General features: G+C 71.4%; 26 protein-coding genes and 2 pseudogenes. 14 read left to right on the top strand and 14 right to left on the bottom strand.

What is annotated here, in order from left to right:
* Positions 1-61: 61 nt before the first annotated feature.
* Positions 62-505 carry a flavin reductase family protein gene (locus tag QTI20_RS27840; protein ID WP_286555655.1) on the top strand — a complete coding sequence of 148 codons (444 nt, stop codon included), beginning with the start codon at positions 62-64 and terminating at the stop codon, positions 503-505.
* On the opposite strand, the gene QTI20_RS27835 is transcribed toward QTI20_RS27840, so the two are convergent.
* From QTI20_RS27835 to QTI20_RS27815, 5 genes are read right to left on the bottom strand one after another with little or no spacing between them, the layout of a single operon-like run.
* A complete protein-coding gene (locus QTI20_RS27835; protein ID WP_286555066.1) occupies positions 502-1,416 on the bottom strand; it encodes an isopenicillin N synthase family dioxygenase in 915 nt (304 codons plus the stop codon). The two genes, QTI20_RS27840 and QTI20_RS27835, sit on opposite strands and share 4 nt — an antisense overlap.
* Positions 1,417-1,429: 13 nt before the next feature.
* Positions 1,430-2,257, bottom strand: a complete 828-nt coding sequence (locus QTI20_RS27830; protein WP_286555067.1) for an ABC transporter permease — start codon at positions 2,255-2,257, stop codon at positions 1,430-1,432.
* A 10-nt stretch (positions 2,258-2,267) separates the two neighbouring features.
* The gene (locus QTI20_RS27825; protein ID WP_286555069.1) at positions 2,268-3,011 is read right to left on the bottom strand and encodes an ABC transporter ATP-binding protein; all 744 of its coding nucleotides are present in this window, start codon (positions 3,009-3,011) and stop codon (positions 2,268-2,270) included.
* Complete coding sequence (locus tag QTI20_RS27820) at positions 3,008-3,970, bottom strand: ABC transporter substrate-binding protein (RefSeq protein WP_286555070.1); 963 nt, start codon at positions 3,968-3,970, stop codon at positions 3,008-3,010. Before QTI20_RS27820 ends, QTI20_RS27825 begins: the two co-directional genes overlap by 4 nt.
* Positions 3,971-4,008: 38 nt before the next feature.
* The gene (locus QTI20_RS27815; RefSeq protein WP_286555071.1) at positions 4,009-5,124 is read right to left on the bottom strand and encodes an aryl-sulfate sulfotransferase; all 1,116 of its coding nucleotides are present in this window, start codon (positions 5,122-5,124) and stop codon (positions 4,009-4,011) included.
* Between the two features lie 129 nt (positions 5,125-5,253).
* On the opposite strand from QTI20_RS27815, the gene QTI20_RS27810 reads away from it, so the two are divergent.
* The 5 genes from QTI20_RS27810 to QTI20_RS27790 are packed head-to-tail and all read left to right on the top strand — an operon-like array spanning position 5,254 to position 9,726.
* Positions 5,254-6,207, top strand: a complete 954-nt coding sequence (locus QTI20_RS27810; RefSeq protein ID WP_286555073.1) for a LysR family transcriptional regulator — start codon at positions 5,254-5,256, stop codon at positions 6,205-6,207.
* 49 nt (positions 6,208-6,256) lie between these two features.
* Positions 6,257-7,159, top strand: a complete 903-nt coding sequence (locus QTI20_RS27805) for a DMT family transporter (RefSeq protein WP_286555074.1) — start codon at positions 6,257-6,259, stop codon at positions 7,157-7,159.
* Positions 7,159-8,439, top strand: a complete 1,281-nt coding sequence (locus tag QTI20_RS27800) for an arsenic transporter (protein WP_286555076.1) — start codon at positions 7,159-7,161, stop codon at positions 8,437-8,439. Before QTI20_RS27805 ends, QTI20_RS27800 begins: the two co-directional genes overlap by 1 nt.
* Complete coding sequence (locus QTI20_RS27795) at positions 8,436-8,780, top strand: hypothetical protein (RefSeq protein WP_286555077.1); 345 nt, start codon at positions 8,436-8,438, stop codon at positions 8,778-8,780. Before QTI20_RS27800 ends, QTI20_RS27795 begins: the two co-directional genes overlap by 4 nt.
* Positions 8,781-8,811: 31 nt before the next feature.
* A complete protein-coding gene (locus QTI20_RS27790) occupies positions 8,812-9,726 on the top strand; it encodes a glutaminase (RefSeq protein WP_286555078.1) in 915 nt (304 codons plus the stop codon).
* Between the two features lie 5 nt (positions 9,727-9,731).
* Here QTI20_RS27790 and QTI20_RS27785 read toward each other — a convergent pair.
* Positions 9,732-10,688, bottom strand: a pseudogene (locus QTI20_RS27785) (NAD-dependent epimerase/dehydratase family protein); the annotation flags it as partial.
* A 96-nt stretch (positions 10,689-10,784) separates the two neighbouring features.
* On the opposite strand from QTI20_RS27785, the gene QTI20_RS27780 reads away from it, so the two are divergent.
* The 3 genes from QTI20_RS27780 to QTI20_RS27770 all read left to right on the top strand — a co-directional run bounded on the left by QTI20_RS27780 (position 10,785) and on the right by QTI20_RS27770 (position 12,915).
* Positions 10,785-11,732 carry a LysR family transcriptional regulator gene (locus tag QTI20_RS27780; RefSeq protein ID WP_286555079.1) on the top strand — a complete coding sequence of 316 codons (948 nt, stop codon included), beginning with the start codon at positions 10,785-10,787 and terminating at the stop codon, positions 11,730-11,732.
* Positions 11,729-12,226 (top strand): hypothetical protein, encoded by a 498-nt coding sequence (locus tag QTI20_RS27775; protein WP_183028429.1) that lies wholly within the window; start codon positions 11,729-11,731, stop codon positions 12,224-12,226. Before QTI20_RS27780 ends, QTI20_RS27775 begins: the two co-directional genes overlap by 4 nt.
* A gap of 104 nt (positions 12,227-12,330) precedes the next feature.
* Positions 12,331-12,915, top strand: coding sequence for a murein hydrolase activator EnvC family protein (locus QTI20_RS27770; RefSeq protein WP_286555081.1), 585 nt, complete (start codon positions 12,331-12,333; stop codon positions 12,913-12,915).
* Positions 12,916-12,919: 4 nt separating this feature from the next.
* On the opposite strand, the gene QTI20_RS27765 is transcribed toward QTI20_RS27770, so the two are convergent.
* Both QTI20_RS27765 and QTI20_RS27760 read right to left on the bottom strand, forming a co-directional pair.
* Positions 12,920-13,318 (bottom strand): hypothetical protein, encoded by a 399-nt coding sequence (locus tag QTI20_RS27765; RefSeq protein ID WP_286555083.1) that lies wholly within the window; start codon positions 13,316-13,318, stop codon positions 12,920-12,922.
* A gap of 121 nt (positions 13,319-13,439) precedes the next feature.
* Entirely contained in the window at positions 13,440-13,766 is a 327-nt protein-coding gene (locus tag QTI20_RS27760; RefSeq protein WP_286555085.1) for a hypothetical protein, read from the bottom strand.
* A gap of 168 nt (positions 13,767-13,934) precedes the next feature.
* Here QTI20_RS27760 and QTI20_RS27755 point away from each other — a divergent pair, with 168 nt between their 5' ends.
* A complete protein-coding gene (locus QTI20_RS27755; protein WP_286555086.1) occupies positions 13,935-15,404 on the top strand; it encodes an aminotransferase-like domain-containing protein in 1,470 nt (489 codons plus the stop codon).
* Positions 15,405-15,419: 15 nt separating this feature from the next.
* Here the strand turns inward: QTI20_RS27755 and QTI20_RS27750 are convergent, their stop codons facing one another.
* Positions 15,420-15,545 (bottom strand): hypothetical protein, encoded by a 126-nt coding sequence (locus QTI20_RS27750; RefSeq protein WP_286555087.1) that lies wholly within the window; start codon positions 15,543-15,545, stop codon positions 15,420-15,422.
* A gap of 95 nt (positions 15,546-15,640) precedes the next feature.
* Here QTI20_RS27750 and QTI20_RS27745 point away from each other — a divergent pair, with 95 nt between their 5' ends.
* Positions 15,641-16,657 carry a M14 family zinc carboxypeptidase gene (locus tag QTI20_RS27745; protein ID WP_286555088.1) on the top strand — a complete coding sequence of 339 codons (1,017 nt, stop codon included), beginning with the start codon at positions 15,641-15,643 and terminating at the stop codon, positions 16,655-16,657.
* Positions 16,654-17,457 carry an alpha/beta fold hydrolase gene (locus tag QTI20_RS27740; RefSeq protein WP_286555089.1) on the top strand — a complete coding sequence of 268 codons (804 nt, stop codon included), beginning with the start codon at positions 16,654-16,656 and terminating at the stop codon, positions 17,455-17,457. The genes QTI20_RS27745 and QTI20_RS27740 overlap by 4 nt, the downstream gene beginning before the upstream one ends.
* Here the strand turns inward: QTI20_RS27740 and QTI20_RS27735 are convergent.
* Positions 17,417-19,450 carry an alpha/beta hydrolase family protein gene (locus QTI20_RS27735; RefSeq protein WP_286555090.1) on the bottom strand — a complete coding sequence of 678 codons (2,034 nt, stop codon included), beginning with the start codon at positions 19,448-19,450 and terminating at the stop codon, positions 17,417-17,419. The two genes, QTI20_RS27740 and QTI20_RS27735, sit on opposite strands and share 41 nt — an antisense overlap.
* Positions 19,451-19,509: 59 nt before the next feature.
* Positions 19,510-20,400 carry a LysR family transcriptional regulator gene (locus QTI20_RS27730; RefSeq protein WP_286555091.1) on the bottom strand — a complete coding sequence of 297 codons (891 nt, stop codon included), beginning with the start codon at positions 20,398-20,400 and terminating at the stop codon, positions 19,510-19,512.
* A 36-nt stretch (positions 20,401-20,436) separates the two neighbouring features.
* Here QTI20_RS27730 and QTI20_RS27725 point away from each other — a divergent pair.
* Positions 20,437-20,631, top strand: a pseudogene (locus tag QTI20_RS27725) (hypothetical protein); the annotation flags it as partial.
* 104 nt (positions 20,632-20,735) lie between these two features.
* On the opposite strand, the gene mrdA reads toward QTI20_RS27725, so the two are convergent.
* Complete coding sequence (gene mrdA / locus QTI20_RS27720; protein WP_286555092.1) at positions 20,736-22,742, bottom strand: penicillin-binding protein 2; 2,007 nt, start codon at positions 22,740-22,742, stop codon at positions 20,736-20,738.
* A gap of 176 nt (positions 22,743-22,918) precedes the next feature.
* On the opposite strand from mrdA, the gene QTI20_RS27715 reads away from it, so the two are divergent.
* Complete coding sequence (locus tag QTI20_RS27715) at positions 22,919-23,383, top strand: CopD family protein (RefSeq protein WP_286555093.1); 465 nt, start codon at positions 22,919-22,921, stop codon at positions 23,381-23,383.
* 6 nt (positions 23,384-23,389) lie between these two features.
* Here the strand turns inward: QTI20_RS27715 and treF are convergent, their stop codons facing one another.
* Positions 23,390-24,994, bottom strand: coding sequence for an alpha,alpha-trehalase TreF (gene treF, locus QTI20_RS27710; protein WP_286555657.1), 1,605 nt, complete (start codon positions 24,992-24,994; stop codon positions 23,390-23,392).
* Positions 24,991-26,223, bottom strand: a complete 1,233-nt coding sequence (locus QTI20_RS27705; protein ID WP_286555095.1) for a CaiB/BaiF CoA transferase family protein — start codon at positions 26,221-26,223, stop codon at positions 24,991-24,993. The genes treF and QTI20_RS27705 overlap by 4 nt, the downstream gene beginning before the upstream one ends.
* Positions 26,224-26,274: the final 51 nt, after the last annotated feature.

Here is a 26,274-nt window from a genome sequence, read left to right as displayed (position 1 = left end):
CGCTCCCGCCCAGGCGCAGCCGCCCTCTTTCTCGGTCGATGAATTCCGCCAGGCGCTCGGCATGTTCGCCACCGGCGTCACCATCGTCACCGCGCGCGCCGCCGACGGTTCGCTGGTGGGCCTGACGGCCAACTCCTTCAACTCGGTGTCGCTGACGCCGCCGCTGGTGCTCTGGAGCCTGGCCGTCAGCGCGGGCTCGATGCCGGCGCTGAGCGCGGGCTCGCACTACGCGGTCAACATCCTGGCCGCGAACCAGAAGGAACTGGCCGAGCGCTTCGCGAAGAAGCGCGACGACCGCTGGCAGGGCGTGGAATTCACCGAAGGACTGGGCGGCGCGCCGTTGCTGGTCGGTGCCGCGGCGAGCTTCGAGTGCTTCAACCGCAGCCGCTACGACGAAGGCGACCACGTGATCTTCGTGGGCGAGGTGGAGCGCTGCAGCCACACGCCGGGCGCCTCGCCGCTGCTGTTCCACGGCGGGCGCTTCTACACCGAGCACCCGCTCTAGCTTTTCCCGTAGGTCGCGGCGAAGCGCTGCTGCAGGTAGTCGTCGGCCGTGATCGGCGCGTAGCGCGGCGCCTGGCCCGCGGGCACGCAGGACGGGATCGCGCTCACCAGCGCGTCCGGGTTCGGGTCGAGGAACACCGCGATCGAGTAGCGTTCGGCGGTCGGCGCGGCCACGCGGTGCGGCGTCGACACGTAGACGTCGTCGGTCCAGCGCATCAGGCAGTCGCCGACGTTGCAGACGAAGGCGCCGGGCAGCGCGGGCACGTCGAACCAGACGCCGTCGCGGCGCCGCACCTGCAGGCCGGCCACGCCGTCGGTCGCGAGCAGCGTGACGTTGCCGTAGTCGGTGTGGGTGCCGGCGCCGATCTGCGCGCTGGGCTCGGTGGTCGAGGGCATCGGGTAGTGCAGCAGGCGCAGCGTGGCCAGCGGGCGGTCGATCTTGTCGGCGAAGAAGTCCTCGGCCAGGCCCAGGTCGAGCGCGAAGGCGGTGTGCAGCCGCCGGCCCACCGCCAGCACCGCATCGAAGTAGGCCTGCACCGTCTCGCGGAAACCCGGCAGGTCCGGCCACGCGTTGTCGGGCCGCGTCCGGCCGTCGGTCCAGATCAGGTTGAAGGCTTCCTTGTGGTCGGCCGCGGTCTTCTCGTCCAAGGCTTCCACGCCCAGGCCGACGTAGCCGCGGTTGCTGCCCAGCTTGTCGATCGCCATCGCGCGCTTCGCCTCCGTCGGCTGTGCGAACAACCGCGCGCTCTGCGCGAAGGTGGCGGCGACCTGCGCCGGCGCCACGCCATGGCCGACGATGGCGAAGAAGCCGACCTCGCGGCAGGCGGTGCCGATGCGGCGCGCGACGGTGCGGCGCGCGGCCGCATCGTCCGAAGCCAGCGAGCTGATGTCGATGAGCGGGATGTCGTTCATGCCCGCATTGTGCTCAATGGCCGAGCGCGGACTCGTGCCAGTTCTTGAGCAGCCGGTTGCCGATCGCGCTCACCACCAGGAAGAACAGGAAGCCCAGCAGCGTCGCCGCGATCACTTCGGCGAAGAGCAGCGCGGTGTACATGCGACCCTGCGCGAACACGATCTGCACGCCGAGCCCGCCCTGCGCATTGCCCGAACCGATGATGAATTCACCCACGATCGCGCCGATGACCGACAGGCCGGCCGAGATGCGCAGCCCGCCGATGATGTGCGGCAGCGCGCCCGGCAGCTGCAGCTTCCAGAAGGCGGTGAAGCGGCTCCTGTTGTGCAGCGCGAACAGCTCGGTGAGGTTGCGCGAGGTCGAACGCAGGCCGAGCAGCGTGTTGTTGACGATCGGGAACAACGACATGATCAGGCTGATGATGACCACCGACAGATCGTTGTAGCCGAACCAGAGCACGATCAGCGGCGCGACCGCCACCACCGGCACGGTCTGCAGCAGCACCGCATACGGATAGATGCTGCGCTCGAGCAGCTTCGACTGGCTCAGCACCGCGGCCAGCGAGATGCCGCCCACGATCGCGAGCAGGTAGCCCAGGGTGGCTTCCTTGAGCGTGGTGAGCGTGGCGACGAGCAGCACGCCCGCGTTCTCGGCCACGGCCGCCGCGACCTCCTGCGGCGAAGGCACGAGATAACCCTTGCCGGCGTAGACGGTGGCGGTCAGCAGGGACCAGCCGGCCAGCGCGATCACCGCCACCAGCACCACGGGCCAGCCGTCGCGCAGCAGCGTGGCGACACGCGAAGGCACGCCCCGGGGGGCGTCGGGCAGGTTGGAAGACATGCGATTTCCTTCAGGCGTTGGGCTGGCGGCGCAGCGCGGCCGTGACCTCGCCGGTCAGGCGGGCGAACTCGGGCGTGGCGCGCAGCTCGGGCGCGCGCGGGAAGGCGAAGGGCACGTCGATCACCTCGAGGATGCGGCCGGGACGCGGCGACATCACGATCACGCGGTTCGACAGGTACACCGCCTCGTGCACGTTGTGCGTGACCAGCACGCCGGTGAAGCCGGCCTGCTGCCACATCGCCGACAGCTCTTCCTGCAGGATGTCGCGCGTGAGCTCGTCGACCGCCGCCAGCGGCTCGTCGAGCAGCAGCAGGCCGGGACGCAGAGCCAGCGCACGGGCCAGCGACAGCCGCATGCGCATGCCGCCCGAGAGCTGGTGCGGATACGACTGCTCGAAGCCGGCCAGGCCCACCAGCGCCAGCGCTTCGGCCGCGCGCGGCCGGTAGTCCTCGGGCTTGTGGCCTTCGAGCTCCATCAGCAGTTGCGCGTTGCGCTCGACGGTGCGCCAGGGCAGCAGCGCCGCTTCCTGGAACACGAAGGCGGTCTCGGTGTCGGCGGGCCGCCGGCAGGCACCGGTGCTGGTGGCGATCAGGCCCGCGACGATGCGCAGCAGCGTCGACTTGCCGCAGCCCGAGGGCCCGACGATGGACACGAACTCGCCGGCCCGCAGGTCGAAGTCGATCGCGCCCAGCGCCTGCAGGCCGCTGTCGAAGCGCTTGGAAACGCCCCTGAGCTCGACGGCGGCGCCGCTCATGATCCGCAGCCGGGCACCAGCGTGCGGTCGTAGGCCTGCTTCTCGTTGAAGTTGGCGGGCAGGAAGGCCACGCTGCGCAGCTGGGTCGCCAGCTCGGTCCAGCGCGCGTCGTTCATGCAGCCGATTTTGCCGAGGTCGTGCGAGAGCAGCTTCTCGATCATTTCCTTGTTGGCCGCGTCGTACACGGCCGGCGAGATCTGCTTGTTCATCTCCAACAGCATCGGCTTGATGCCCGAAGGGTTGCGCACGAAGTTGCTCCAGCCCTTCTGCACCGCGGCGAGGGTGGCCTTCACCAGCGCCGGGTTCTTCTGGATCATCTCGTCGGTGGTGAAGAGCACGTTGTAGGGCCGGTAGCCCAGCGACGCGAGCGAGATCGACTGCACCTTGATGCCGGCTTCTTCCATGCGCGCCGGCAGGTAGAGCGAGTAGCCCTGCTGCACCATCCTGGCGTCGTTGCGGAACAGGCTCAGGTCGCCGCTGACCGGGATCTCGCGCGTGTTCGCGAGCTTGTACTGCTTCTTGGTCCACTCCCAGTAGGCGTTGCCGATGTTGACCGCGAAGGTGCGGCCCTGCAGGTCGGCGATGCCCTTCACGGTTGGGTCGGCGTGGTAGACCAAAGCGTAGGGCACGTGGTCGAGGTGCGCGAACACCGCGCGCACCGGCGCGCCGCGCAGCCTGGCCAGCATCACGTCGTCGGCGTTGCCGATGCCGAACTCGGCCTGGCCCGAGGCGACCTGCGGGATGGTCTGGATCTTCGGGCCGCCCTGCAGCACGCTGATCCTGATGCCGGCCTCGGCGCCGAGCTTGTCCTGCTGCGCCTGCCAGTAGCCGGCCTGGTCGGGCTGCGCGAACCAGTTGGTGAGGATGCGCACGGGCTTGGCTTCCTGGGCGGCGGCGGTCAGCGAAACGGCGACCAGGGCCATCGCGAGGGCGGTGCGGCGAAAGAAGGTGGCGGTCATGGGATGTCCTGAATGAAAGAGAGAGGATCGGCGAGCCTTCAGGCCCGGAGCCAGGGCAGCTGGTCGGCCGAATAGCGCCAGGTCTGGAACACGCTGTTCAAGCGGCCGGGGCCGGTCTTGCGGGCCGCCGCATCGGGGTATTCGGCGAACCACGGCAGGATGTACTCCCACACCACTTCGCCCTCGGGGTTCACCTCGAACAGGCGGCCGGTGGCCGACTCGGTGATGTGCGTGTTGCCGTTCCACAGCCGCTGCGCATTGCCCATGAAGGCCGTGTAGAAGGCGTTGACCATCTCGTCGGCATAGGCCCAGACGATGCGGTTGTCGGCCGGGTCGATCTCGAGCACGCGCGAGAACGCGACATGCGCGCCGCTGCGGAAGTTGCCGTTGTCGAAGGCCAGGATGTGGCCGTTGGGCAGGGCCTGCGGCGCATGCTGGTGCGAGACCACGCTCGGCGGGATGTGCAGCGCGACCGCGCCGCTGGCCTTGTCGACGCCGATGATGCCGGCGGTGGTGCGCAGGCTCATCAGCACGCGGCCTTGGGCATCGACGTCGAGGCCGTTGACCAGCGGCCAGTGGTAGCGGCCGAAGCCGGGATGGATCGGGAAGTCCTCCGGCTTGAGGTGCTCCCACGACTTCCATTCCCAGACCAGCTCGCCCGCGCGGTTCACCTCGCGGATCACGTCGCCGTACATGGTTTCGTCGGCGCCATGGGCCGTGCCGCCGGGCACGCGTTCGGCGAAGCCCGCGGGCACCGGCGCGCAGGCCGCGTACAGCAGGTGGCCGTTGGCCAGCCACTTGGCGTCGTGGTGGTGGGCCGGGTCCTCGTAGTGCCAGACCACCTCGCCCGCGGGCGTGACCTCGGAGAAATCGCCGCCGTGCCACATCGACCAGGCCGCATAGAGATCGGGCGAATGCGCATGGTTGCCGTTGTAGCCCAGGTTGCCGTTCGGCAGGATCACCGCGTGGCGCCCGGCGCGCAGCGGCATCTTCCAGTGGTGGACCACCGCGCCGTCGATGCCGACCAGGTAGACGTGGCCGTCGGCCGTCTGCGGCGCGATCAGCGTGTAGCCGCCGGCCGAAGCCGCCGGGTCGTGGGCGATGAGGCCGACGCCGCGGCGGCGTTGGGTGACTTGGTCGACGGTGGTGGTCAAGGCGGCTCCTGAAGAAGGGGGCAGGCCGCGCGCTGCGGCCTGGGTCTGGAGCGGAATCTAGGCCTTTGCGCCCGTCTGGAAAATCTGATTCTTTTGAACAGCGCGTTTGGAAATTCCGTACAGTTTGGAATGGTCGCCATTTCCCAGTCCTTCCGCTGTTTCGACGAGGTCGCGCGACGCGGCTCCATCCGCAAGGCGTCCGACTCGCTGCACCTCACGCCCGCCGCGGTGCACCAGCAGATCCTCAACCTCGAGGAGCAGGTCGGCACGCCGCTGTTCGAGCGGCTGCCGCGCGGCATGCAGCTGACCAACGCGGGCGAGATCATGGTCGCCGCGGTGCGCCGCAGCCAGCGCGACTTCGACAGCGCGCTGGCCCACATCGAAGACCTGCGCGCGCTGCGGCGCGGCCACGTCAGCCTGGCGGTGTCGCATTCGTCGGCCGAGCAGTTGGTGCCCGACGTGATCGAGATCGCGATGCAGCGCTACCCCGGCGTGACCTACAGCGTGCGCTCGGGCAGCGGCGAGAACATCCTCAAGTGGGTGGCCACCGGCGAGGCCGACATCGGCTTCTGCCTGCGCCGCAAGCCGCCGCCGGGCGTGGAAGAGGTGCGCAGCTTTCCGCAGCAGCTGGGCCTGGTCACGCCGCCCGACCATGCGCTCACGCAGCTGGGCCGCGCGCCGCGGCTGCGCGACTGCCTCGACCATCCGCTGATCCTCATGACGCCCGACACCGAGCTGCGCGCCATGGTCGACCAGATCGACCACCGCGAGCACCGCAAGGCCCGGCCGCTGGTCGAGACCAGTTCGGTCGCGATGGTGCGGCGGCTGGTGCGCGGCGGCACCGGCATCGGCTTCCTGATCCCCGAGAACGTGGCCGAGGAGGTGGCCGCCGGCACGCTGGTGTGGCAGGGCCTGGCGGACGCGGCCGCCTGGTCGGCCGACTGCCTCTACCAGCGCAGCGGCCAGACCACCACCGTCGCGATGGGCATGTTCCTGGAATTCCTGGAGGTGCAGCTCACGGCCATCGGCAAGCGCTTCGAGGGCGCGGGCTCGCCGCTGGCGGCGGCCCGGTTCGCGGTCTAGGGCGGGCGGCTACGATCCCTGGCAGCCCCGCCCCTACCACCCGAGCCCCATGACCGATCGCAAGAGCCACCTCGACCCCCGTGCCACCACCCTGCTCGTGGCCTGCTGCGCCTTCTGGGGGCTGCAGCAGATCCTGATCAAGACCACGGTCACCGAGGTGCCGCCGATGTGGCAGGCTACCCTGCGCATGTGCGGTGCGGTCGCGCTGCTGTGGTTGTGGTGCCTGGCGCGCGGCGTGAAGCTGTTCGAGCGCGACGGCACCCTGTGGAGCGGGCTGCTGGTGGGCGCGCTGTTCGCGGGCGAGTTCCTCTGCATCTACACCGGGCTGCAGTACACGACGGCCTCGCGGCTCACGGTCTTCCTCTACTGCTCGCCCTTCGTGGTGGCGGTGCTGCTGCCGCGCTTCGTGCCGGCCGAGCGGCTGCACGGCGTGCAGTGGGCCGGGCTCGCGATGGCCTTCGCGGGCGTGCTGTTCGCGTTCAGCGAGAGCTTCACCCACGCCGCCAGCCCGACGCAGCTGCGCGGCGATGCGCTGGCGCTGCTGGCCGGCCTGCTCTGGGGCCTGACCACGCTCACGCTGCGCACCACGAAGATGGCCACCGCCAGCGCGGAGAAGGCGCTGTTCTATCAGATCGCGGTCACGGCCGCGGCCTCGCCGCTGATGTCGGTGCTGCTGGGCGAACAGCGCGGCTGGTCGTACTCGGGCTATGCCTGGTTCTCGATCGCGCTGCAGACCGTCATCGGCGCCTTCGCCAGCTACCTGACCTGGATGTGGCTGCTGCGGCACTACCCGGCCACGCGCATCTCCTCCTTCACCTTCCTCACGCCGCTGTTCGCGCTGGTGTTCGGCGTGGTGCTGCTGCGGGAGCCGCTGACACTGCAGCTGGTGCTGGCACTGCTCGGGGTCGGCGTGGGCATCCTGCTGGTCAACCGCAAGGCGCGCGCCGCGTGATGCCGGTGGCCATCACGGGCGCCCATCTCGCGACCTGGGCCATCGCGGCGCTGGCCACCGCCGCCGTGATCGTGCGGCCGGGCCGCTGGCCCGAGGCCGTGTGGGCCGTGGGCGGCGCGCTGGCGCTGGTGGGTGCGCAGCTGCTGCCCTGGCGCGAGGCGCTGCAGGCGGTGGGCAAGGGCCTGGACGTCTACCTGTTCCTGGCCGGGATGATGCTGATCTCCGAGCTCGCGCGGCGCGAGGGACTGTTCGATTTCCTCGCGGCACGCGCGGTGCACCATGCGCGCGGCTCGGCGCCGCGGCTGTTCTTCGGCATCTACGCGATCGGCGTGGTGGTCACGGTCTTCATGTCGAACGACGCCACCGCGGTGGTGCTCACGCCGGCCGTGTACGCGGCCGCGAAGAAGGCCGGCGCCAGGCCCCTGCCCTACCTGCTGGCCTGCGCCTTCATCGCCAACGCGGCCAGCTTCGTGCTGCCGATTTCGAACCCGGCCAACCTGGTGATCTTCGGCGAGCACCTGCCGCCGCTGGGCGCCTGGTTCGGCCAGTTCGCGCTGGCCTCGGTGGCCTCGATCGGCGTGACCTACGCGGTGCTGCGCTGGCTGCAGCGCGACGCATTGGCCGCGCCGATCGCGCAGGACATCGCACAACCCGAACTCTCGCCGGCCGGCCGCTGGGCAGGCGCGGGCATCGCCCTGGTGGCGGTGGTGCTGGTCGCGACCTCGGCACTGGGCGGCCCGCTGGGCGCGACCACGCTGGCGGCCAGCGCGCTGGCCTGCGCCGGCGTGCTGCTGCGCGAACGCAGCGCGCCCTGGGCGCTGCTGCGCGGCGTGTCGTGGAGCGTGCTGGCGCTGGTCGCCGGCCTGTTCGTGCTGGTCGAGGGGCTGGTGCATTCGGGCCTGATCCCGCTGCTGAGCCATGCCCTGCGCGAGGCCGCATCCGCCTCGCCCACCGGCACCGCCTTCGGCAGCGGCGCGCTGGTGGCCGTGCTGTGCAACCTGATGAACAACCTGCCGGCCGGGCTGATGGCCGGCTCGGTGCTGGCCAGCGCCGACGCCGCGCCGCTGCTGCGCAGCGCGGTCGCGATCGGCATCGACCTGGGGCCCAACCTCTCGCTCACCGGTTCGCTGGCCACGCTGCTGTGGCTGGTGGCGATCCGGCGCGAAGGCGAGAACGTCACGGCCTGGCAGTTCCTGCGCGTGGGCGCGCTCGCGATGCCGCTGGCGCTGGCGGCCGCGCTGGGCGCGCTGTACCTGCAGCACCGGCTCTGGGGCGGATGAACACGCTGGTCGGCCTGCTCGCCTGGTTGCTGATCGGCCTCGCCGTGGCGCCGCTGCTGGTGCTCGGTCTCTACGTGCTGGCCGACCGGCTGGGCCTGCGCATCGCCGAACGCCTGCTCGATGCGCTGCTGCCGCTGCTCACGCTGCAGTGGCTGGGCGGCGGCCTGCTGAACATCGTGGGCGGGCTCGCGATCTGTGCGCTGGGGGCCTGGGCCGTCGTGCACGACGGCGGGCTCGTGGGCTGGGGGGCAGGCGCGCTGCTGGTGCCCTTCGGGCTCTGGCGCACGCTGCGGGGCGTGGGCGTGACGCGGGCCTTCATTGCACCGCGGGACCCGCCCTGAACGGTCGCCCCGGCTCCCGCAGAATCGAGCCATGCAATTCCAGCCCATCCTCGACCAGATCAACGAAGAGATCCGCCCGCTGCTGGGCCAGGCCGGCACCGTGGCCAGCTACATCCCGGCGCTGGCGCGCGTGCCGGCCGCGCAGTTCGGCATCGCGCTGCGCACCTGCGACGGGCAGCAGGCTGCGGCGGGCGATGCAGCCGTGCCCTTCTCGATCCAGAGCGTGTCCAAGCTCTTCACGCTGACGCTGGCGATGCAGCGCATGGGCGAGGACCTGTGGCAGCGCATCGGCCGCGAGCCCTCGGGCAATCCCTTCAACTCGCTGGTGCAGCTGGAGAACGAACAGGGCAAGCCGCGCAACCCCTTCATCAATGCGGGCGCCATCGCGGTGGCCGACCGCCTGTTGAGCCACGGCGACGCGCAGCGCGACATCCTCGCGCTGATGACCAGCCTGGCCGGCGAGCCGATCGCCTTCGACGAGGAAGTGGCGGACTCGGAGGCGGCCACCGGCTATCGCAACATCGCGCTGGCCAACTTCATGAAGAGCTTCGGCAAGATCGACCACCCGGTCGATGCGGTGCTCGACGTCTACTTCCACCAGTGCGCGCTGCGCATGAGCTGCACGCAGCTCGCGCGCGCCGCGGCCTTCCTGTGCCGCGACGGCGCGCATCCGCAGGACGGCCTGCCTGCCATCACCTCGGAACGGCAGACGCGCCGCATCAACGCGCTGATGCTGACCTGCGGCACCTACGACGCGGCCGGCGACGTCGCCTTCTCGATCGGCCTGCCCTGCAAGAGCGGCGTGGGCGGCGGCATCGTCGCGGTGGTGCCGGACCGGCTCACGCTGGCCGTGTGGTCGCCCGCGCTCGACGCGACGGGCAATTCGCTGCTGGGCATGAAGGCGCTGGAACTGTTCGTGGCCAAGACGGGGCTGTCGGTGTTCTGAGCGCCCAGGCAGCCCATGCCCTCCAGCGCGGCCTCGACCGCCGCATCGAGCGGCGTGTGCGGCTCGTGGCCCAGGAAGGCGAGCAGCCTCGCGTTGTCCATGGCCACGGGCGTGCGCCACAGGTAGCGCATCTCGCGCAGCTCGCGGAAGGTGGTGACGAAGGGCGAGGCCAGCGTGAGCAGCCACCACGGGAAGGCCGACACCCGCACCGCGGTGCCCAGGCGCCGGGCCGCGACGCGGCGGATGGCTTCGGCCATGCGCGTGCCGTCGGCGTCCCAGTGGCCCGCCATGTGGAAGCGTGCGAAGGCCGGCAGCCGGTCGCGCCGCGCCAGCAGTTCGACCATGGTGCGCGCGACGTCGGGCAGGTAGGACCACTGGTGGCCGACGCCACGGCGGCCCGGATCGCTCACGGCGCGCAGCGGCCGGCCCGGCTTCACCAGCCCTTGCGAGAACCAGTTGTTGCCGGCGCGCGGCCCGAAGAAGTCGCCGGCGCGCACGATCAGCACGCGCGCGCCCTCGCGGCTCGCGGCCTCCAGGCGCCGCTCCATCTCGACGCGGATCGCGCCCTTGCGCGTGCGCGGGTGCTGCGGCGCATCCTCGGCCAGCAGCGGGAAGGCGTTGGGGCCGTAGTTGTAGACCGTGCCGGGCAGCACCAGGGTGGCGCCTTCGGCCTTCGCCGCGGCGATGCTGTGGTCGAGCATCGGCAGCACCAGGCTCGCCCAGCCGCGGTAGCCCGGCGGGTTCACCGCGTGCACGATCACCGCGCAGCCCGCGGCGGCGCGGCGCACGGCCTGCGCGTCCATCGCGTCGCCGGCGAGCCAGGCGATGCCGTCCCTCGTCCCTTCGGTCGCGCCGCGCCGCAGCGCCCGCACCTGCCAGCCCGCATCGCGCAGCTGGCGCGCCACCTCGCCGCCGATGCCGCCGCTCGCACCCAGCACCAGGACCGTGTCGTTGCTTGCCATGAAGTTCTCCTGAAAGCGTTGTCGATGGAGGAATTCTGGGCCGCCGTGGGTTCCATGGGAATTGCCGAACATGGTGCAGCAGCTATACATTTCCGTATGATCTCGAACATCGGCTGGGAGCTCTACCGCACCTTCCTGGGCGTGCTGCGCGAGGGCTCGCTCTCGGGTGCCGCGCGCGCGCTCGACATCACGCAGCCCACGGCCGGGCGCCATGTGGCGGCGCTCGAAGCCGCGCTGGGCACCGTGCTGTTCACGCGCTCGCAGGTGGGGCTGCTGCCCACCGAGGTGGCGCTGTCGCTGCGCACCCATGCCGAGGCCATGGAGAGCACGGCCGCCTCGCTGCAGCGCGCGGCCACCCCCCAGGGCGAGGGCGCGCGCGGCGTGGTGCGGATTTCGGCCAGCGAAGTGATCGGCGTCGAGGTGCTGCCGCCCATCGTGGCGCGGCTGCGCGAGACGCATCCGCTGCTCAAGGTGGAGCTGGTCGTGACCAACCGGCTGCAGGACCTGCTGCGGCGCGAGGCCGACATCGCGGTGCGCATGGTGCGGCCGAAGCAGGAACAGCTGCTGGCACGCCGCATCGGCGACATCCTGCTGGGCCTGCATGCGCACCGCGACTACCTCGCGCGCCACGGCACGCCGCGCCGGCCCGAGGACCTGGCCGGGCACACGGTCATCGGCTACGACCAGCCCACGCCCTTCATCCGCCAGGCCGGCAAGGCGCTGCCGGGCTTCCACCGCGACACCTTCTCGCTGCGCACCGACAGCGACCTGGCCCAGCTGGCGCTGATCCGCGCGGGCGCGGGCATCGGCATGTGCCAGGTCGGGCTGGCCCGGCGCAGCGAGGCGCTGGTGCGGCTGATGCCGCGCACCGTCTCGCTGCGGCTCGACACCTGGGTCACGATGCACGAGGACCTGCGCCACAGCCCGCGCTGCCGCGTGGCCTTCGATGCGCTGGTCGAAGGACTGCAACAGTACGTGGGTATGACGACGGCACCCGGCGCACAGGGGAAAATGGCCCGCACAAGAACACCCGCATCCGAATGACCGACTCGACCGACCCGACAGATTCCGACACCCTCCCCCTGCAGGAAGCCCGCCTCTGGCGCGACGACAACTGGACCGCCCGCATCGTCAAGAACGAGGAGGACGACGGCTGGGCCGTCGCCATGACCCGCCACGGCGACCCCGAACCCGCGCTGGTCGGCCCCTGGACCATGGGCCGCGACAAGAAGAACCCCAAGCCGCTCGACACGCCGGCCTTCCACACGCTGGTCAAGACCGCCAACGAGGTGCTGCGCCGGCACGAGCAGCAGCTGCACGCGCAGCTCAACAAGCAGGTCAGCGTAGGCCATGGCGCCGATCGCATCCGCGTGGCGCTGCGGATCGTGCCGGATGAGGACAATCCCTATGCCGTGTTGAGCGCGCAGGACGACACTGGCGAGACGCTCGGCGAAACCCGGGTGGCACCGAATTTCAAGCTCAGCGCCACGAGCGCCGAAGCCTGGATCGAGAGCGGCTACGCGCCGCGGCCGCGCTGAGCGGCCGCCAGCACCGCCGACACGCATTCGACGCAAGCGCCGGAACGTCCTCGCCTCGGCGAGGTCACAAGGCATTCTTCCACCCACAACGAACGGGCCTGAACATGCATCTTCTTCGTCTGACGTCCACGCGCCTTCGCTCGGGTCTGTGCCTCGCCGCCATCGCGGCCCTCGCCGCCTGCGGCACCACCACGCCGCTGCCGCCCTTGCCGCCCCTGCCCTCGGCCCCGGTGCAGCCGCCGGCACCGCCCGCGCCCGTGATCCGCCCGGCCCCGGCACCGCTCGTGCCCGCGCCGGCGCCGCAGGCCTCCAACCCGAACGCGAGCTTCGGTCGCCCCGCCCTGGGCCCGGTGCTGGCCCGCTTCGACGGCGATGCGGTCAAGGGCATCGACATCGGCGGCCGCCTGGGCGAACCGATCCAGGCCGCGCGCGACGGCCGCGTGGTGCTGATCAGCAGCGCGCTGCCGGCCTACGGCACGATGGTGATCCTCAAGCACGACGACGACTTCATCACCGCCTATGCCCATGTGAGCAAGGCCTTGGTCGCCGAAGGCGAGACGGTGACGCGCGGCCAGCCGATCGCGGAGATGGGCCAGAGCGGGACCGACCGCGTGAAGCTGCGCTTCGAGATCCGCAAGGGCGGCGCGGCGGTGGACCCCGAGCCCTACCTCAACGGCAGCGCCCACTGAGCCTCTAGCAGCGCCCCTTCTTGGCCTGGCCCGGCGGGCAGTGATCGTGCCCATGCCCGTGGTCATGCCGGTCGTACCGGCGTTCCTCCCGGCGCCGCTCCTCGCGGCGTTCGGCGCGCCGTTCGGCCCGGCGCCAATCGCCTTCACGCCAGCGCCAGCCGTCGTCCACGCGCACCCAGGCGCCCGGCGCATAGGCGTAGTCGCGGCGCGCGGCCTGCCAGTAGCCGCCGCGCCAGGCGTAGTCGCGCCCGTTCCACTGCCAGTGGCCCGGCACCCAGACCTGGCCCGCGCGCGGACCGGGCATGCGCTCGTAGCGCGGCGGCGGCGGCGCGGCCTGCACCACGCCGGGCAGGTTGATGTTGACCGAGACCTGCGCGGTGGCAGGCAGGACAGCCGCGGCCATGAGGGCGGCAAGCAGAAGGTGACAGCGTTTCATCGTGGAATTCCTTATCGCGATCGCGGGTCGTCCTACAACGTCTGACGCCCGGCGCGCGCCCTCAGGATATTCCATGAGGGCCGACCGCCTAGCGCAGCGCCGTCGCGGGGCGTGCGGCCGTCCGCCGGAACACCGCCCACCAGGGCGAAGGCGGCAGCGGCGCATGGCAGCGCCACTCGGCCGCCTCGCCTTCGGCCGCCAGCACGCACCAGCCGCCCTGCGCGAGCCGGTGGCTCTGGCCTTCGGACAGGCGCAGGGTCGGCCGCACCACGCTGCCGCCGATCCAGCGCATGGGCTCGTGCAGGGTCAGCGTGCCGGCCGCCACCTGCAGCACGGTGCCGGCGTCCAGCGCCAGCTGCAGGGACTGGCCGGGCCGCAGCCGCGGGGCCGGAGAAGAGGAAGTCGCAGAGGTCATCGAAAGCTCCTTGGATCGAGCCTCCATGTTCGGCAGCGCGGCCCTTCCGTAACAGGCACAGCGCCCGGCATTGCGACCGGAACAGCGCCGCCGAAGCCTGATCTGTTATGGTCGTTTTGGCGGAAACTGCATCTGTTTTCACCGCCACACCCAGGCCAGCATCGCCCCATGTCCCTCTCGACGACCGCGTCGGCCGCGCCGCCGCTCTACCGCCGCCTCGCCACGCACTACCGCGACGCGATCGAGGCCGGCTCGCTGCAGCCGGGCGAGCGCATGCCCTCGCTGCGCGGCCTGATGCGGCTGCACGACATCAGCCTGTCGACCGCGCTGCAGCTGTGCCGCACGCTCGAATCCGACGGCTGGGCCGAGGCGCGCGAGCGCTCGGGCTACTTCGTGCGCCGGCCGCAGCGGCTGCACATGGCGCCGATGGACGAGCCCTCGGCCCATGCGCCGCCCGATCCGGCGCGCTACGTGGGCATCCACGGCCGGGTGTCGGCCTTCGTGGCCCAGCGCCGCGCGGCCAACGTGAAACTCAACCTGTCGATCGCGCGCGCCGCGCCGCAGTTCTATCCGGCCGAGGAGCTGCGCGCCGCGATGACGCGCGCGCTGCGCCTCAAGCCGGCGCTGATCTCGGGCGTGCCGCCGCTGCAGGGCGACCCGCACTTCCGCAGCGTGCTGGCCAAGCGCGCGGTCGCGGCCGGCATGGCGCTGTCGCCCGAGGAACTGCTGATCACCAACGGCTGCATCGAGGCGCTCAACCTCGCGCTGCGCGCGGTGGCGCAGCCGGGCGACACCATCGCGGTCGAATCGCCCACCTTCTACGGCCTGCTGCAGGTGCTCGAGAGCCTGGGCCTGCGCGCGCTCGAGATCCCGACCAGCCCGCAGACCGGCCTGTCGATCGGCGCGCTCGAGCTCGCGGCCCAGACCTATGGCGACATCAAGGCGGTGGTGGTGGTGCCGCACCTGCAGAACCCGCTGGGCAGCGTGATGCCCGATGCCCACAAGGAACAGCTGGTGGCGCTGTGCGAGGCACAGCACATCGCGCTGATCGAGGACGACACCTACAGCGAGCTGCTCGACGTCGACACGCCGCCGCGCGCGATCAAGTCCTGGGACCGCAGCGGCAACGTGATCCATTGCGCGTCGATGCACAAGATCCTCGCGCCGGGCCTGCGGCTGGGCTGGATCAGCGCCGGCCGCTGGCAGGCGCGCGTGGAGATGCTCAAGTACACGCAGAGCCGCAACAACGAGGTGCTGTCGCAGCTGGGCGCGGGCCAGTTCATGGGCACGGGCGCCTACGACCGCCACCTGCGCCGTCTGCGCACCGCGCTGCGCGGGCAGCGCGAACGCACGGCCGAAGCCATCGCACGCTACTTTCCAGAGGGCACGCGGATCAACCTGCCCAACGGCGGGCTGCAGCTGTGGGTGGAACTGCCCAAGGGCTGCGCCTCGGCCGCGGTGTTCGACGCGGCGCTGCAGCAGGAAGGCATCGTGGTGGCGCCGGGCTACCTGTTCTCCAACGGTTCGCGCAGCGACCACTTCATGCGGCTGAACTGCGGCTGGCCCTACGACGAAGAGATGGATGCGGCCCTCAAGAAGCTGGGCCGGATCGTGCGCACCGTGGCCGACGCGGGCTGAATTTCAAAAGAACGCTCAGCGATGGCGCTGCCGGCGGCGCGAACGCGCGAGCGCGATCGACTCGGCCAGGCCCCAGGCCAGCGCACCCGCGATCGCGCGCAAGCCGTGGGTCGTCATCATCAGCTGGGGTGCAAAGCGCATGGAAAGCCTCGTGGAAAAGAGTGGTGACCGGGTGCCAGCCTAGGGGCCTCGTGTGACGCTTTGATGGCAGCGCGGGGGGCTATCCTGCAGGCATCTTGCGCCCTTCCGACCTGCCCGAACTGCTCGAACTCCAGGCCCTCGTCGACCTCGCCGGGCCGTCGATGGAACGCCGCGTGCTGTGCGAGGTCGAGGTCGGCGAGGAGCGCTTCGAGGTGCAGGCCTTCCTGCTCGGCAGCACGCGCAGCGACGTGCCCGCGGTCGGCATCTTCGGCGGCGTGCACGGCCTCGAGCGCATCGGCGCGCAGGTCACGATCGCCTACCTGCGCAGCATCGTGACGCGGCTGCAGTGGGACACCACGCTGCAGCGGCAACTCGAGACGCTGCGCCTGGTCTTCCTGCCGATCGTGAACCCCGGCGGCCTGTGGCTCAACACCCGCGCCAACCCGCGCGGCGTGGACCTGATGCGCAATGCGCCCGTCGATTCGCAGGAGCGCGTGCCCTGGCTGCTCGGCGGCCAGCGCCTGAGCGCCACCCTGCCCTGGTACCGCGGCGTCGAGGGCGCGGCGATGGAGGCCGAGAGCGCCGCGCTGTGCGCGCTGGTCGAGAGCGAACTGCTGAGCCGCCCCTTCAGCATCGCGCTCGATTGCCACTCGGGCTTCGGCCTGAGCGACCGGCTGTGGTTTCCCTATGCCCACACGCCGCAGCCCATGGCGCACCTGCCCGAGATGCATGCGCTGGGCGAGCTGATCGACCTGAGCCTGCTGCACCACCCCTACGTGCTCGAGCCGCAGAGCCGCCAGTACATGGCGCACGGCGACCTCTGGGACCACCTCTACCTCGCGGCCTGCGCGCGGCCCGACACGCTGTTCCTGCCGCTCACGCTGGAGATGGGTTCGTGGTTGTGGGTGAAGAAGAACCCGCGCCAGCTGTTCTCGCGCCACGGCATCTTCAACCCGGTGATCGCGCACCGCCAGCAGCGCGTGCTGCGCCGTCACATGTGGTGGATGGACTTCATCACGCGCGCGGCCAGCAGCCATGCGCAGTGGGTGCCGGTGGACGAGGCGCGGCGGCGCCACCATGCGCAGGCGCTGGCGCGCTGGTACGCCGCATGACGCCCGCGCCGACCGCCCCCACCTGGGTGCTGCTGCGCGGCCTCACGCGCGAGGCCGGCCACTGGGGCGCGCTGCCCGCGCTGCTGCCCGCCGCGCTGCCCCCCGGCGCCCGCGTGCTGACCCTCGACCTGCCGGGCGCGGGCGCGCTGCATGCACTCGCGAGCCCGGCATCGATCCGCGCCACCATGGAACACTGCCGCGCGCAGTTGCGGGCGCTGGGCATCGCGCGCTGCCACCTGCTCGCGATGTCGCTGGGCGCGATGGTGGCGGTCGAATGGGCGCACCGGCATCCGCAGGAGATCGAGAGCGCGGTGCTGGTCAACACCAGCCTGCGGCCCTTCAGCGCCTGGCACCAGCGGCTGCGGCCGCGCCACTACGCGGCCCTGCTCGGCGTGCTGTGGCCCTGGCGCGATGCGCGGGCGCGCGAGGCCACGGTGCTGCGGCTCACCAGCCGCCACCACGCCACCGGCACCGCCGCGCCCGGCATCGTGGCCGACTGGGTCGCGCTGCGCGAACGGCATCCGGTGTCGACCGCCAACGCGCTGCGCCAGCTCTTCGCGGCCGCGCGCTACCGCGCCCCGGCCGAGGCGCCACGCGTGCCGCTACAGGTGCTGGTCGGCGCGGGCGACGGCCTGGTCGACCCGGGCTGCTCGCGCCGGCTGGCGCAGGCTTGGCGCTTGCCGATCGTCGAACATCCGACGGCGGGGCACGACCTGGCGCTGGACGATCCGCGCTGGGTGGTGGCGCAGGTGGGGCGCTTCAGTCCAGGTTCTTCCGCAAGAACTGCTCCACCTCGGTGAGGAACTGCTCGCGGTCCTGCTGGCGGCTGAGCGCATGGTCGCCCAGCGGCAGTTCGACGTAGCGCACGTCGGTGCGGCCGGCCTTCTGCAGGGCGTCGGCCATGTCGCGCGACTGGGCCACCGGCACCGTGGCATCGTTGGCGCCGTGCACCAGCAGCACCGGCACGCGGATCTCGGCCGCGCGCAGCGCCGGCGAGGTCTGGCGCAGTTGCGCGCGATCGCCCCACCAGGTGCCGATCTCGGCCTCGGCGTTGACGGCGTAGCCGACGAACTTCTGCGAATGCGCGAGCAGGTCGCGCAGGTCGGCCGGGCCGGCCAGGCTCACGGCGCAGCGGTAGAGCGCGGGGTCCTTCACGACGCCCATGAGCGCCGAGTAGCCGCCGTAGCTGCTGCCCGCGATGCACACGCGAGCGGCGTCGGCGATGCCCTGGTCGACCATCCAGCGCAGGCCGTCGGCCAGGTCGTCCTGCATCTCCAGGCCCCAGCGGCGGCGGCCGGCCTCGCGGAAATCCTGGCCGTAGCCGGTCGAGCCGCGGAAGTTCAGCTGCAGCACCGCCCAGCCGCGGCTGGCCATGAACTGCGGCCAGTACGCGTAGCTGCCGTTGTCGGCCGCGGCAGGGCCGCCATGCGGCAGCAGCACCGTGGGCAAGGCGCGCGCGGGCCGAGTTTCAGGCGCGACGCCCGGCGGCAGCGTGAGGTAGCCCTCGAGCGCCAGGCCGTCGCGGCTGCGCAACGCGACCTGCCGGGGCGTGGACAGCGCCTGGCCGTCCAGCGCGGGATGGTTGCGGCCGAAAGGCTCGACCTGGCCGTTCGCCCAATCGACCATGAAGTACTCGGGCGGCCGGGCCGCCTCGCTGGCCACCACGATGCTGCGCTGGCCCGCCTCGTCGCTGCCGAGCACCTTGAGGGCGCGTCCCGGCAAGGCGGCCGACAGCAGTTCGCCGCGTCGGCGGGCCTCCGGGTCCCAGTACAGGACATGGGCGGCGTCGGTGACGTACTCGGCACCGACGACGCGCCCCGTGGCGGGGTCGCGCAGCAGCGTGGCGCGCACGTCGAGCCGGGGATCGGCCTGCAGGGTCTCGCGCGCGAAGGCCGGGTCGTGCAGGTCGATGCGCACCAGCGCATCGCGGCCATCGACCGGTGCCAGCGCATAGAGAAAGCGCGGATCGGCATCGAAGCCCAGCGGCGTCAGCGCATGCACGCGCGTCTGGGCCGCATCGGTGGCGTCGTAGCGCGTCAGCGCGGTCCATTCGGCGGGGCGCGCGGGCGAGGCCGTCGGCCTGACCATCACGCGCGCGATGGTGCCGCTCGTGCCGTAGCCCAGCCGCACTTCGCCCTCCCGGTCGGTGAGCCAGGCATGGATGCCGCCGAGGTTGCGCTGCGCGAGCCGCGATCGCCCGCTGCGCACGTCCAGGCGGTAGACATCGGGTTGGCCCGGCTCCCGGGTGTCCAGGGCCAGCAGCACGGTCTCGGGTTCGCCGCGCAGCCCGGTGAGGACGCTGTCGTGGACCTGCGGCATGCGCCGCATCCGATTGGAGAAGCCGTCGTCCAGTATCGAACGCGTGAGGTCGGCCTTGAGGTTGCCACCGTCGGCGTCCATCGCGATCAGCCGCGTCTCCTGCGTACGCACGCCGCGCAGGTCCTCCGAGAAATGCGCGCCGACGAGCAGGCGCTGGTTGCCGGCCCAGCGCAGCGACCAGAAGGTGTACTTGGCGTTGTCGGTCTTGAACAGCACCTTCGGTTTCTCGCCGAAGCGGGTCACGACCACATAGCTCATGCCGTCGACGTTCTGGACCATGGCGGCCGCCCGGCCGTCGGGCGACAGGCTGGGATGCCGGATCGCGGGCAGCGCGGCGAAGGCCGCCAGCGGCACGCTCGCGCGGGCCATGGCGGCATCGGCCACGGTCGTCGGCCCCTCGGCCGCGCAGGCCGCGCCCAGGCCGCAGGCCCAGGAGACCGCAAGGGAAAGAAGGCGCTGACGCAAGACGGGCATGGTGATTTTCTGGACCGGAAAAAAGAGCCGGGGGCAGTGTATCGAGCCGGCGCGCGCGCTCAGCGCTGGCGGAAGCGCGTCAAGGTCTCGACCACCCGTTCGGTCGCGCCGTCCATCGCCCCCTTGTCGCGGTGCGCGATGCCCAGCCGCCGCGTGAGCGGCGGGCTCAGCGGCAGGATCTGCACGCGCTCGTGCCACGAGGCGTCGGTGCTGGGCGTCAGGGGCAGCATCGCGGCGCCGTAGCCCGCGGCCACCAGGCCGCGGATGGCGACGTCGTAGTTGAGTTCGATGCGTGCACGCGGCGCGTGGCCCGCGTTCGCGAACCACTCCATGGCCAGCCGGTACATGTGGGTGCGCGCGTCGTTGAAGATCAGCGGCTGCGCGGCCAGCCAGGCCGGGCTCACGCGCCGGGGCGCCTTCCATCTGGGCGGCACGAAGGCCATCATCGGCTGGCTGCGCCAGGGCGTGACGACCAGGCCGCGCAGCGGTGGCTGCGGCACCGCCACCAGGCCGATGTCCAGCGTGCCCTGCGCCAGCCGCGCCATCGCGTCGGCCGAGCCCAGGATGCTCACCTCGACGTCGATGCCCGGATGGCTGGCCTGCAGCGCCTCGAGCACCTGCGGCAGCAGGTCGATCACCACGCCGGTGGAGGTGCCCAGGCGCACGCGGCCGAGCCGGCCTTCGGCCTGGCGGTGCACGGCTTCGACGGCTTCGTCCGCATCGCGCAGCAGCCGGCGCCCGCGTTCGACCAGCGCCGCGCCCGCGGGCGTCACGGTCACGCTGCGGCTGCCGCGCGCGACCAGCGTCGCGCCCAGCCGCGACTCGAGCTCGCTGATGTGCAGGCTCACGGTGGGCTGCGCGAGGTGCAGCGCCTGCGCGGCGGCCGAGAAGGTGCCGAGGTCGGCGATGGCGATCAGCGTGCGCAGCTGGTCGAGGTTGAGTTGGCGCATGGGGGTCCTTTGTCGCTCGATCAGGAAAGCTGATTGATGGCCTCAGAAATCTCAACTTCCACAATAGCACCTGGAAGCAGAAGATCGCGGCTCACCCCACCCTGGAGCCTTTCGATGACCCGCCCGTCCGCCGCCCGCCCCTCGTCCGCCCTGCTCGCCGGGCTGCGCCGCTGGGTGGCGCGCCGGCGCGCCGCCGCCATCGAACGGCGCGACGTGCTGGCGCTGCGCGGCATGAGCGACCGCGAGCTCAACGACCTGGGCATCGGCCGCAGCGAGATCCAGGAATGGTCGCGCGGCCGGCCGCCGAGCGCGCGGCCCGGCACCGAGGCCGCGCCTCAGGCCGGTCGCGTGGCTTCGGACGGCGAGCCCTCGACTTCGTCGGCCGGCGCTGCATCGGCGTCGTCGAATGGCCAGACCTCTTGGACCGGCAAGGGCGTGCCGATCGGCGCGCCGGCCTTGCCTTCCCTGACCGCCGCCATGTCGGCCTCGTTGGGGTACAGGCCCGAGATCCAGTAGTCGAACACGCGACGCACCATCGGTGCGGCATGCGCCGCGCCGAAGCCCGCGTTCTCGACGATGACCGCCACCGCGATCGTCGGGTCGGCGGCCGGCGCGAAGGACATGTAGAGCGAATGATCGCGCTGGCGCGGGTCGAGCGCCTTGCCGCTCGCGCGCGCGGCCGCGCTGAGCGTCACCGCCTGCGCGGTGCCGGTCTTGCCGGCCGAGGCATAGGCCGCCCCGGCGAAGACGCGGGTGCCGGTGCCGCCCTGGGTCACGGCCACCATGGCGTTGCGCACCACCTCGACATGCGCGCGTGCGTAGCCCAGGTCTTCGCCGGGTGGCTGGATCTTCTTCACCACCGCGCCGGTGATCGGGTCCTGGATGGCGCGCACCAGGTGCGGCGTGTACTTCACGCCGCCGTTGGCGAGCGTGGCGTTGGCCGAGGCCAGCTGCAGCATGGTGAAGCTGTTGTAGCCCTGCCCGATGCCCAGCGAGATGGTCTCGCCCGGGAACCAGGTCTTCATCGAGGCCTTCCGGTAGGCGTTGCGCTTCCATGCGGTGCTCGGCAGCACGCCGCGGCTCTCGCCCGCGAGGTCGATGCCGGTCACCTGCCCGAAGCCCAGCGGCTTCATGAAGTCGTGGATCCTGTCGACACCCATCTCGTTCGCCAGCGAATAGAAGTAGGTGTTGCTGGAACGCTGGATCGCCCGGTGCATGTCGACGCCGCCGAGCCCGCCCTCGTGGCTGCGGAAGTTGCGGCCACCGAAGGTGTAGAAGCCCGGGTCGTTCTGCACCACGTGGGCCGCGCGTGTGCCGGTCTCGAGCGCGCCCAGGGCCATGAAGGGCTTGTAGGTCGAGCCGGGCGGATAGGTGCCGCGCAGCGCGCGGTTGAGCAGCGGCTTGTCGAGCGATTCGTTGAGCGCCTTCCAGTTCTCGACGTCGATCCCCTCGACGAAGAGGTTGGGGTCGAAGCTGGGCTTGCTGACGAAGGCCAGGACCTCGCCCGTGCCCGGGTCGATCGCGACCAGCGCGCCGCGGCGTTCGCCGAACATGTCCTCCACCAGCTTCTGCAGCTTGATGTCGAGCGACAGCATCACGGTGCGCCCCGCGGCCGACGGGTGGCTGGACAAGCGCCGCACCGCATAGCCGCCCGCGGAGGTCTCCATCAGCTCGGCGCCGGTCTGGCCGTGCAGTTCCTTCTCGTAGCTCTGTTCGATGCCCAGCTTGCCGATGTGGTCGGTGCCGCGGTAGTTGGCCTTCTCTTCATCGTCCCAGTCGTCCATCGCGGTCTTCTCGCGCTGGTTGATGCGCCCGATGTAGCCGATGACATGCGCGCCGGTCTCGCCGTGCGGGTAGGTGCGCAGCAGGCGTGCCTTGATCTCGATGCCTGGAAAGCGGTAGCGCTGCGCGGCGAAGCGGGCCATTTCCTCCTCGCTGAGCCGGCTGCGCAGCAGTACGGCGTCGAAGCGGCGCGACTCGCCGAGCTGGCGCCTGAACTGGCGCAGCTCGCGCGGCGACAGCGGCACGAACGCCTGCAGGTCGGCCAGGGCCGCATCGATGTCGCCGGCCTTGGAAGGTGTCAGTTCGAGCGTGTAGGCCGCCTCGTTCGAGGCCAGCACGATCCCGTTGCGGTCGACGATCAGGCCGCGGTTCGGCACCACCGGCACGATGGCCGTGCGGTTGCTTTCGGCTTGCCGGGACAGGTCCTCGTGCTGCGTGACCTGCAGGTAGACGAGCCGGGAGGAGAGCAAGCCGAAGCCGAACAGCACGACGCCGGCGATCACGAAGACGCGGCGACGGAAGCGCATTTGATCGGCAACGGCGTTGCGGATTTCTGTCATGGAAGCGGGGGGAGAAAGAAGAAAAAGGCGCCGAGGCGCGCAAGTGCTGCGCCCGGCCTGAGGGGCATAGGAGCGCGAGGCCGCACTGTGGTTCCCCGGTCTCTGCATCCTTCTGCGCTTCGGCCGGCTCTAAGGGCATTGCACACGCCGGCCATCGCGATGGTCTACGCTGCGCCATGTTCCTCACGACCTCACTCTTCCTCCTGCTGCACCTGCTCGCCGTGACCTTCTGGGTCGGCGGCATGGCAGTGATGCATTTCGCGGTGCGTCCCGCGGCCGTCGCCACGCTCGAGCCGCCGCAGCGCCTGCCCTTCATGGCCGCGGCGCTCTCGCGCTTCTTCGTCGGCGTTTCCATCGCGGTGGCCACCGCGCTCGCCAGCGGCCTCGCGCTGGTGATGGCGGCCGGCGGCTTCGCACGCGTGCACTGGAGCGTGCACGGCATGTTCACGCTGGGGCTGGTGATGATGGCGCTGTTCCTGCACATCCGCTTTGCGCCCTACCCGCGCCTGCAACGCGCGGTGGCGGCCAGGGAATGGCCGGTGGCCGCGGCGCAGCTGAACACCATCCGCAAGCTGGTGGCGGTCAACCTGTCGATCGGTGTCGCGGTGTTCGTGCTCGCGATCGTGGGCCGCGCACTCTGAAACGCGTCATCGGTGCAGCGGCTCCGCCGCATGCGCCACGCAGCCATGCGCTGTGTGCTGCGGATGGGCCGCCAGCAGCGTGCGCGTGACGCCGTTGGTCCAGCCGAAGCCGTCCTGCAGCGGGTACTCGCCGCCACCCCCGCCGGCCGAGCGCTGGTGTTCCTGCTGGCGCAGCGCGTACTTCTCGACCAGCTTGCCCTCGCGCTCGTAGACGGCGGCCACCGTGGCCAGCCAGCGCTTGCCGATGGTGCCGGCCAGCGCGTGGTGGCCATGGCGCGCGAAGCCGTCGATCGCCATCCACTGCAGTGCCGCCCAGCCGTTGGGCTGGTCCCACTGCTGGTCGCTGAAGCGTTCGGTGGTCGACAGGCCGCCGGGCGCGAGCAGGCGCTGCCGCACCGTCTGCGCCAGCGCGTCGGCCTGCGGGCCATCGACCAGGTCCGCGAACAGCGGCGCGACGCAGGCCGCGGTCAGGCCCTGGCGTTGCCGGCCCCGGCGCCAGTCGTGGTCGAAGAAGGCGCCCTGTTCCACGTTCCACAGCCAGCGCGTGACCGCATCGCGGCGGCGCTGCGCCTGCTGCGTGAAGGCCTGCGCGGTCGCCGTGTCGCCGGCCTGCGCGGACAGCGCGGCGATGGTGGTCTCGAGCTTGAACAAAAAGGCGTTGAGGTCGACCGGCACGATGTCGGTGGTGCGGATGCTGGCCAGCACCGGCGCCTCGCCTTCGTCGAGCCAGCGCGTGCTGAAGTCCCAGCCCGATTCGGCCGCGGCGCGCAGGTGGCGGTAGACCTCGGCCGGCTCGCGGCCGCTGGCCTGGGCGGTCGCCACGTCCTCGGCCCAGGCCTCTTCGCGCGGCGTGTCGCGCGCGTCCCAGTAGCGGTTGAGCAGCGCGCCGTCGGGCAGCCGCACCACGCGCGCCTGCGCGCCGCCGGGCGCGAGGCCCTCGCCGCCGCGCATCCACCAGGCATGTTCGAGGCGCAGCTGCGGCAGCTGCTCGAGCGGATCGGTCACGCCCAGCCGCGCCGCGAGTTCGACCATGCAGGCGAACAGCGGCGGCTGCGAACGGCTCAGGTAGTAGGTGCGCGTGCCGTTGGGCACATGGCCATGGTCGTCGATCAGGTGCGCGAAATTGCGCACCATGTCGCCGACCAGATCGTGTCGCCCGCTGGCCGCGAGCCCGAGCATCGTGAAGTACGAATCCCAGTAGTAGAGCTCGCCGAAGCGCCCGCCCGGCACCACGTAGGGGTGCGGCACCTGCAGCAGCGAACCGTGGGCCGGATGCTGGTGCGGATGGCGCGTGAGCACCGGCCACAGGTCGTCGATGTGGGCCGCGATCGGCTGGCCGGGCACCGAGACGTAGTCGCTCGGTGCCGGATGCTGCTCCTCGAAATGCGCGGCCACGAAGGCCCGCAGATCGAAGCCCGACGTGCCGCATTGCGCGCGGTAGGCCGCGAGGATGGCGGCCGGCTCGCCGCGCGGCGCGCAGTCGACGAAGGTCTTGCTGTCGGGGAACACGCGCGCACCCTGCACCGCGGTGAAGAGCTCCGCGTAGCGGTCCGCGGGCGTCAGCGCATCGGGCGCCGGCGCCGCGGACGCGAGGCGGGCGGACGCCGTCAGAGCACCCCGCCGGCGCGCAGCGCCGCGATCTTTTCCGCACCGAGGCCGAACTCGGCCAGCACCTCGTCGGTGTGCTGGCCCAGCGCGGGCGGCGCATGGCGCAGCACCGGCGGCGTGGCCGACAGGCGCAGCGGGCTCGCCACGCCGGTGATGCTGGCGATGCCGTCGCCCGCATCGCGCGGCAGCGTCACGGCCAGGCCACGCGCCTTGACCTGTTCGTCGTCGAAGGCCTGCGCGATGTTGTTGATCGGGCCGCAGGGCACGGCCTTGTCTTCCAGCAGCGCGATCCAGTCGGCGGTGCTGCGCGTGCGCGTGACCGCCTGCATCTGCGGGATCAGCACCTCGCGGTGCGTGACGCGCAGCGTGTTGCTCGCGAAGCGCGGATCGGCGGCCCACTCGGCATGGCCGGCGGCTTCGCAGAAGCGCGCGAACTGGCCGTTGTTGCCGATGGCCAGCAGCATCGAGCCGTCCTGCGTCTGGAAGTCCTGATAGGGCGCGAGGCTCGGATGGCTGTTGCCCTGGCGCTGCGGCACCACGCCCGCGTTGAGGAAGGCGCTGGCCTGGTTGGCCAGGATCGCCATGCCCACGTCGAGCAGCGCCATGTCGATGTGCTGGCCTTCGCCGGTGCGATGGCGCACCTCGAGCGCGGCCAGGATGGCCGTGCTGGCGTAGACGCCGGTGAACAGGTCGGTCAGCGCCACGCCCACGCGCAGCGGGCCGCCGCCGGGCACCTCGTCGGGCCGGCCGGTGATGCTCATCATGCCGCTGGTGGCCTGGATCATCAGGTCGTAGCCGGCGCGCTGCGCGTGCGGGCCGTCGTGGCCGAAGCCGGTCACGCTGCAGTAGATCAGCCGCGGGTTGGCCGCGCGCAGGGTCTCGTGGTCGAGCCCGTACTGCTTCAAGCCGCCGGTCTTGAAGTTCTCCACCACGATGTCGCTCTGCGCGGCCATCTGCTGCAGCAGGGCCTGGCCCTCGGGCGTGGCCATGTCGACCGTGACCGAGCGCTTGTTGCGGTTGCAGGCGGTGAAGTAGGTGGCCTGGTCGGTGTCCTTGCCGTCCGCGTCCTTGAGGAAGGGCGGGCCCCAGCCGCGCGTGTCGTCACCGACGCCGGGGCGTTCGATCTTCACGACATCGGCGCCGAGGTCGGCCAGGATCTGCGTGCACCAGGGGCCCGCGAGCACGCGGGAGAGGTCGAGGACTTTGAGGCCGTCGAGGGCTGCGGGGGTCATGGAGATTCAGGAATGCGGGGACAGGACGCAGAGCTCGCAAAGGTTGCGCAG

Origin of the sequence: Variovorax sp. J2P1-31 (assembly GCF_030317215.1) — a bacterium.
In the GTDB taxonomy this organism is placed as follows: Bacteria; Pseudomonadota; Gammaproteobacteria; order Burkholderiales; family Burkholderiaceae_C; genus Variovorax.
This window is presented reverse-complemented; position numbering and strand designations above follow the sequence as displayed.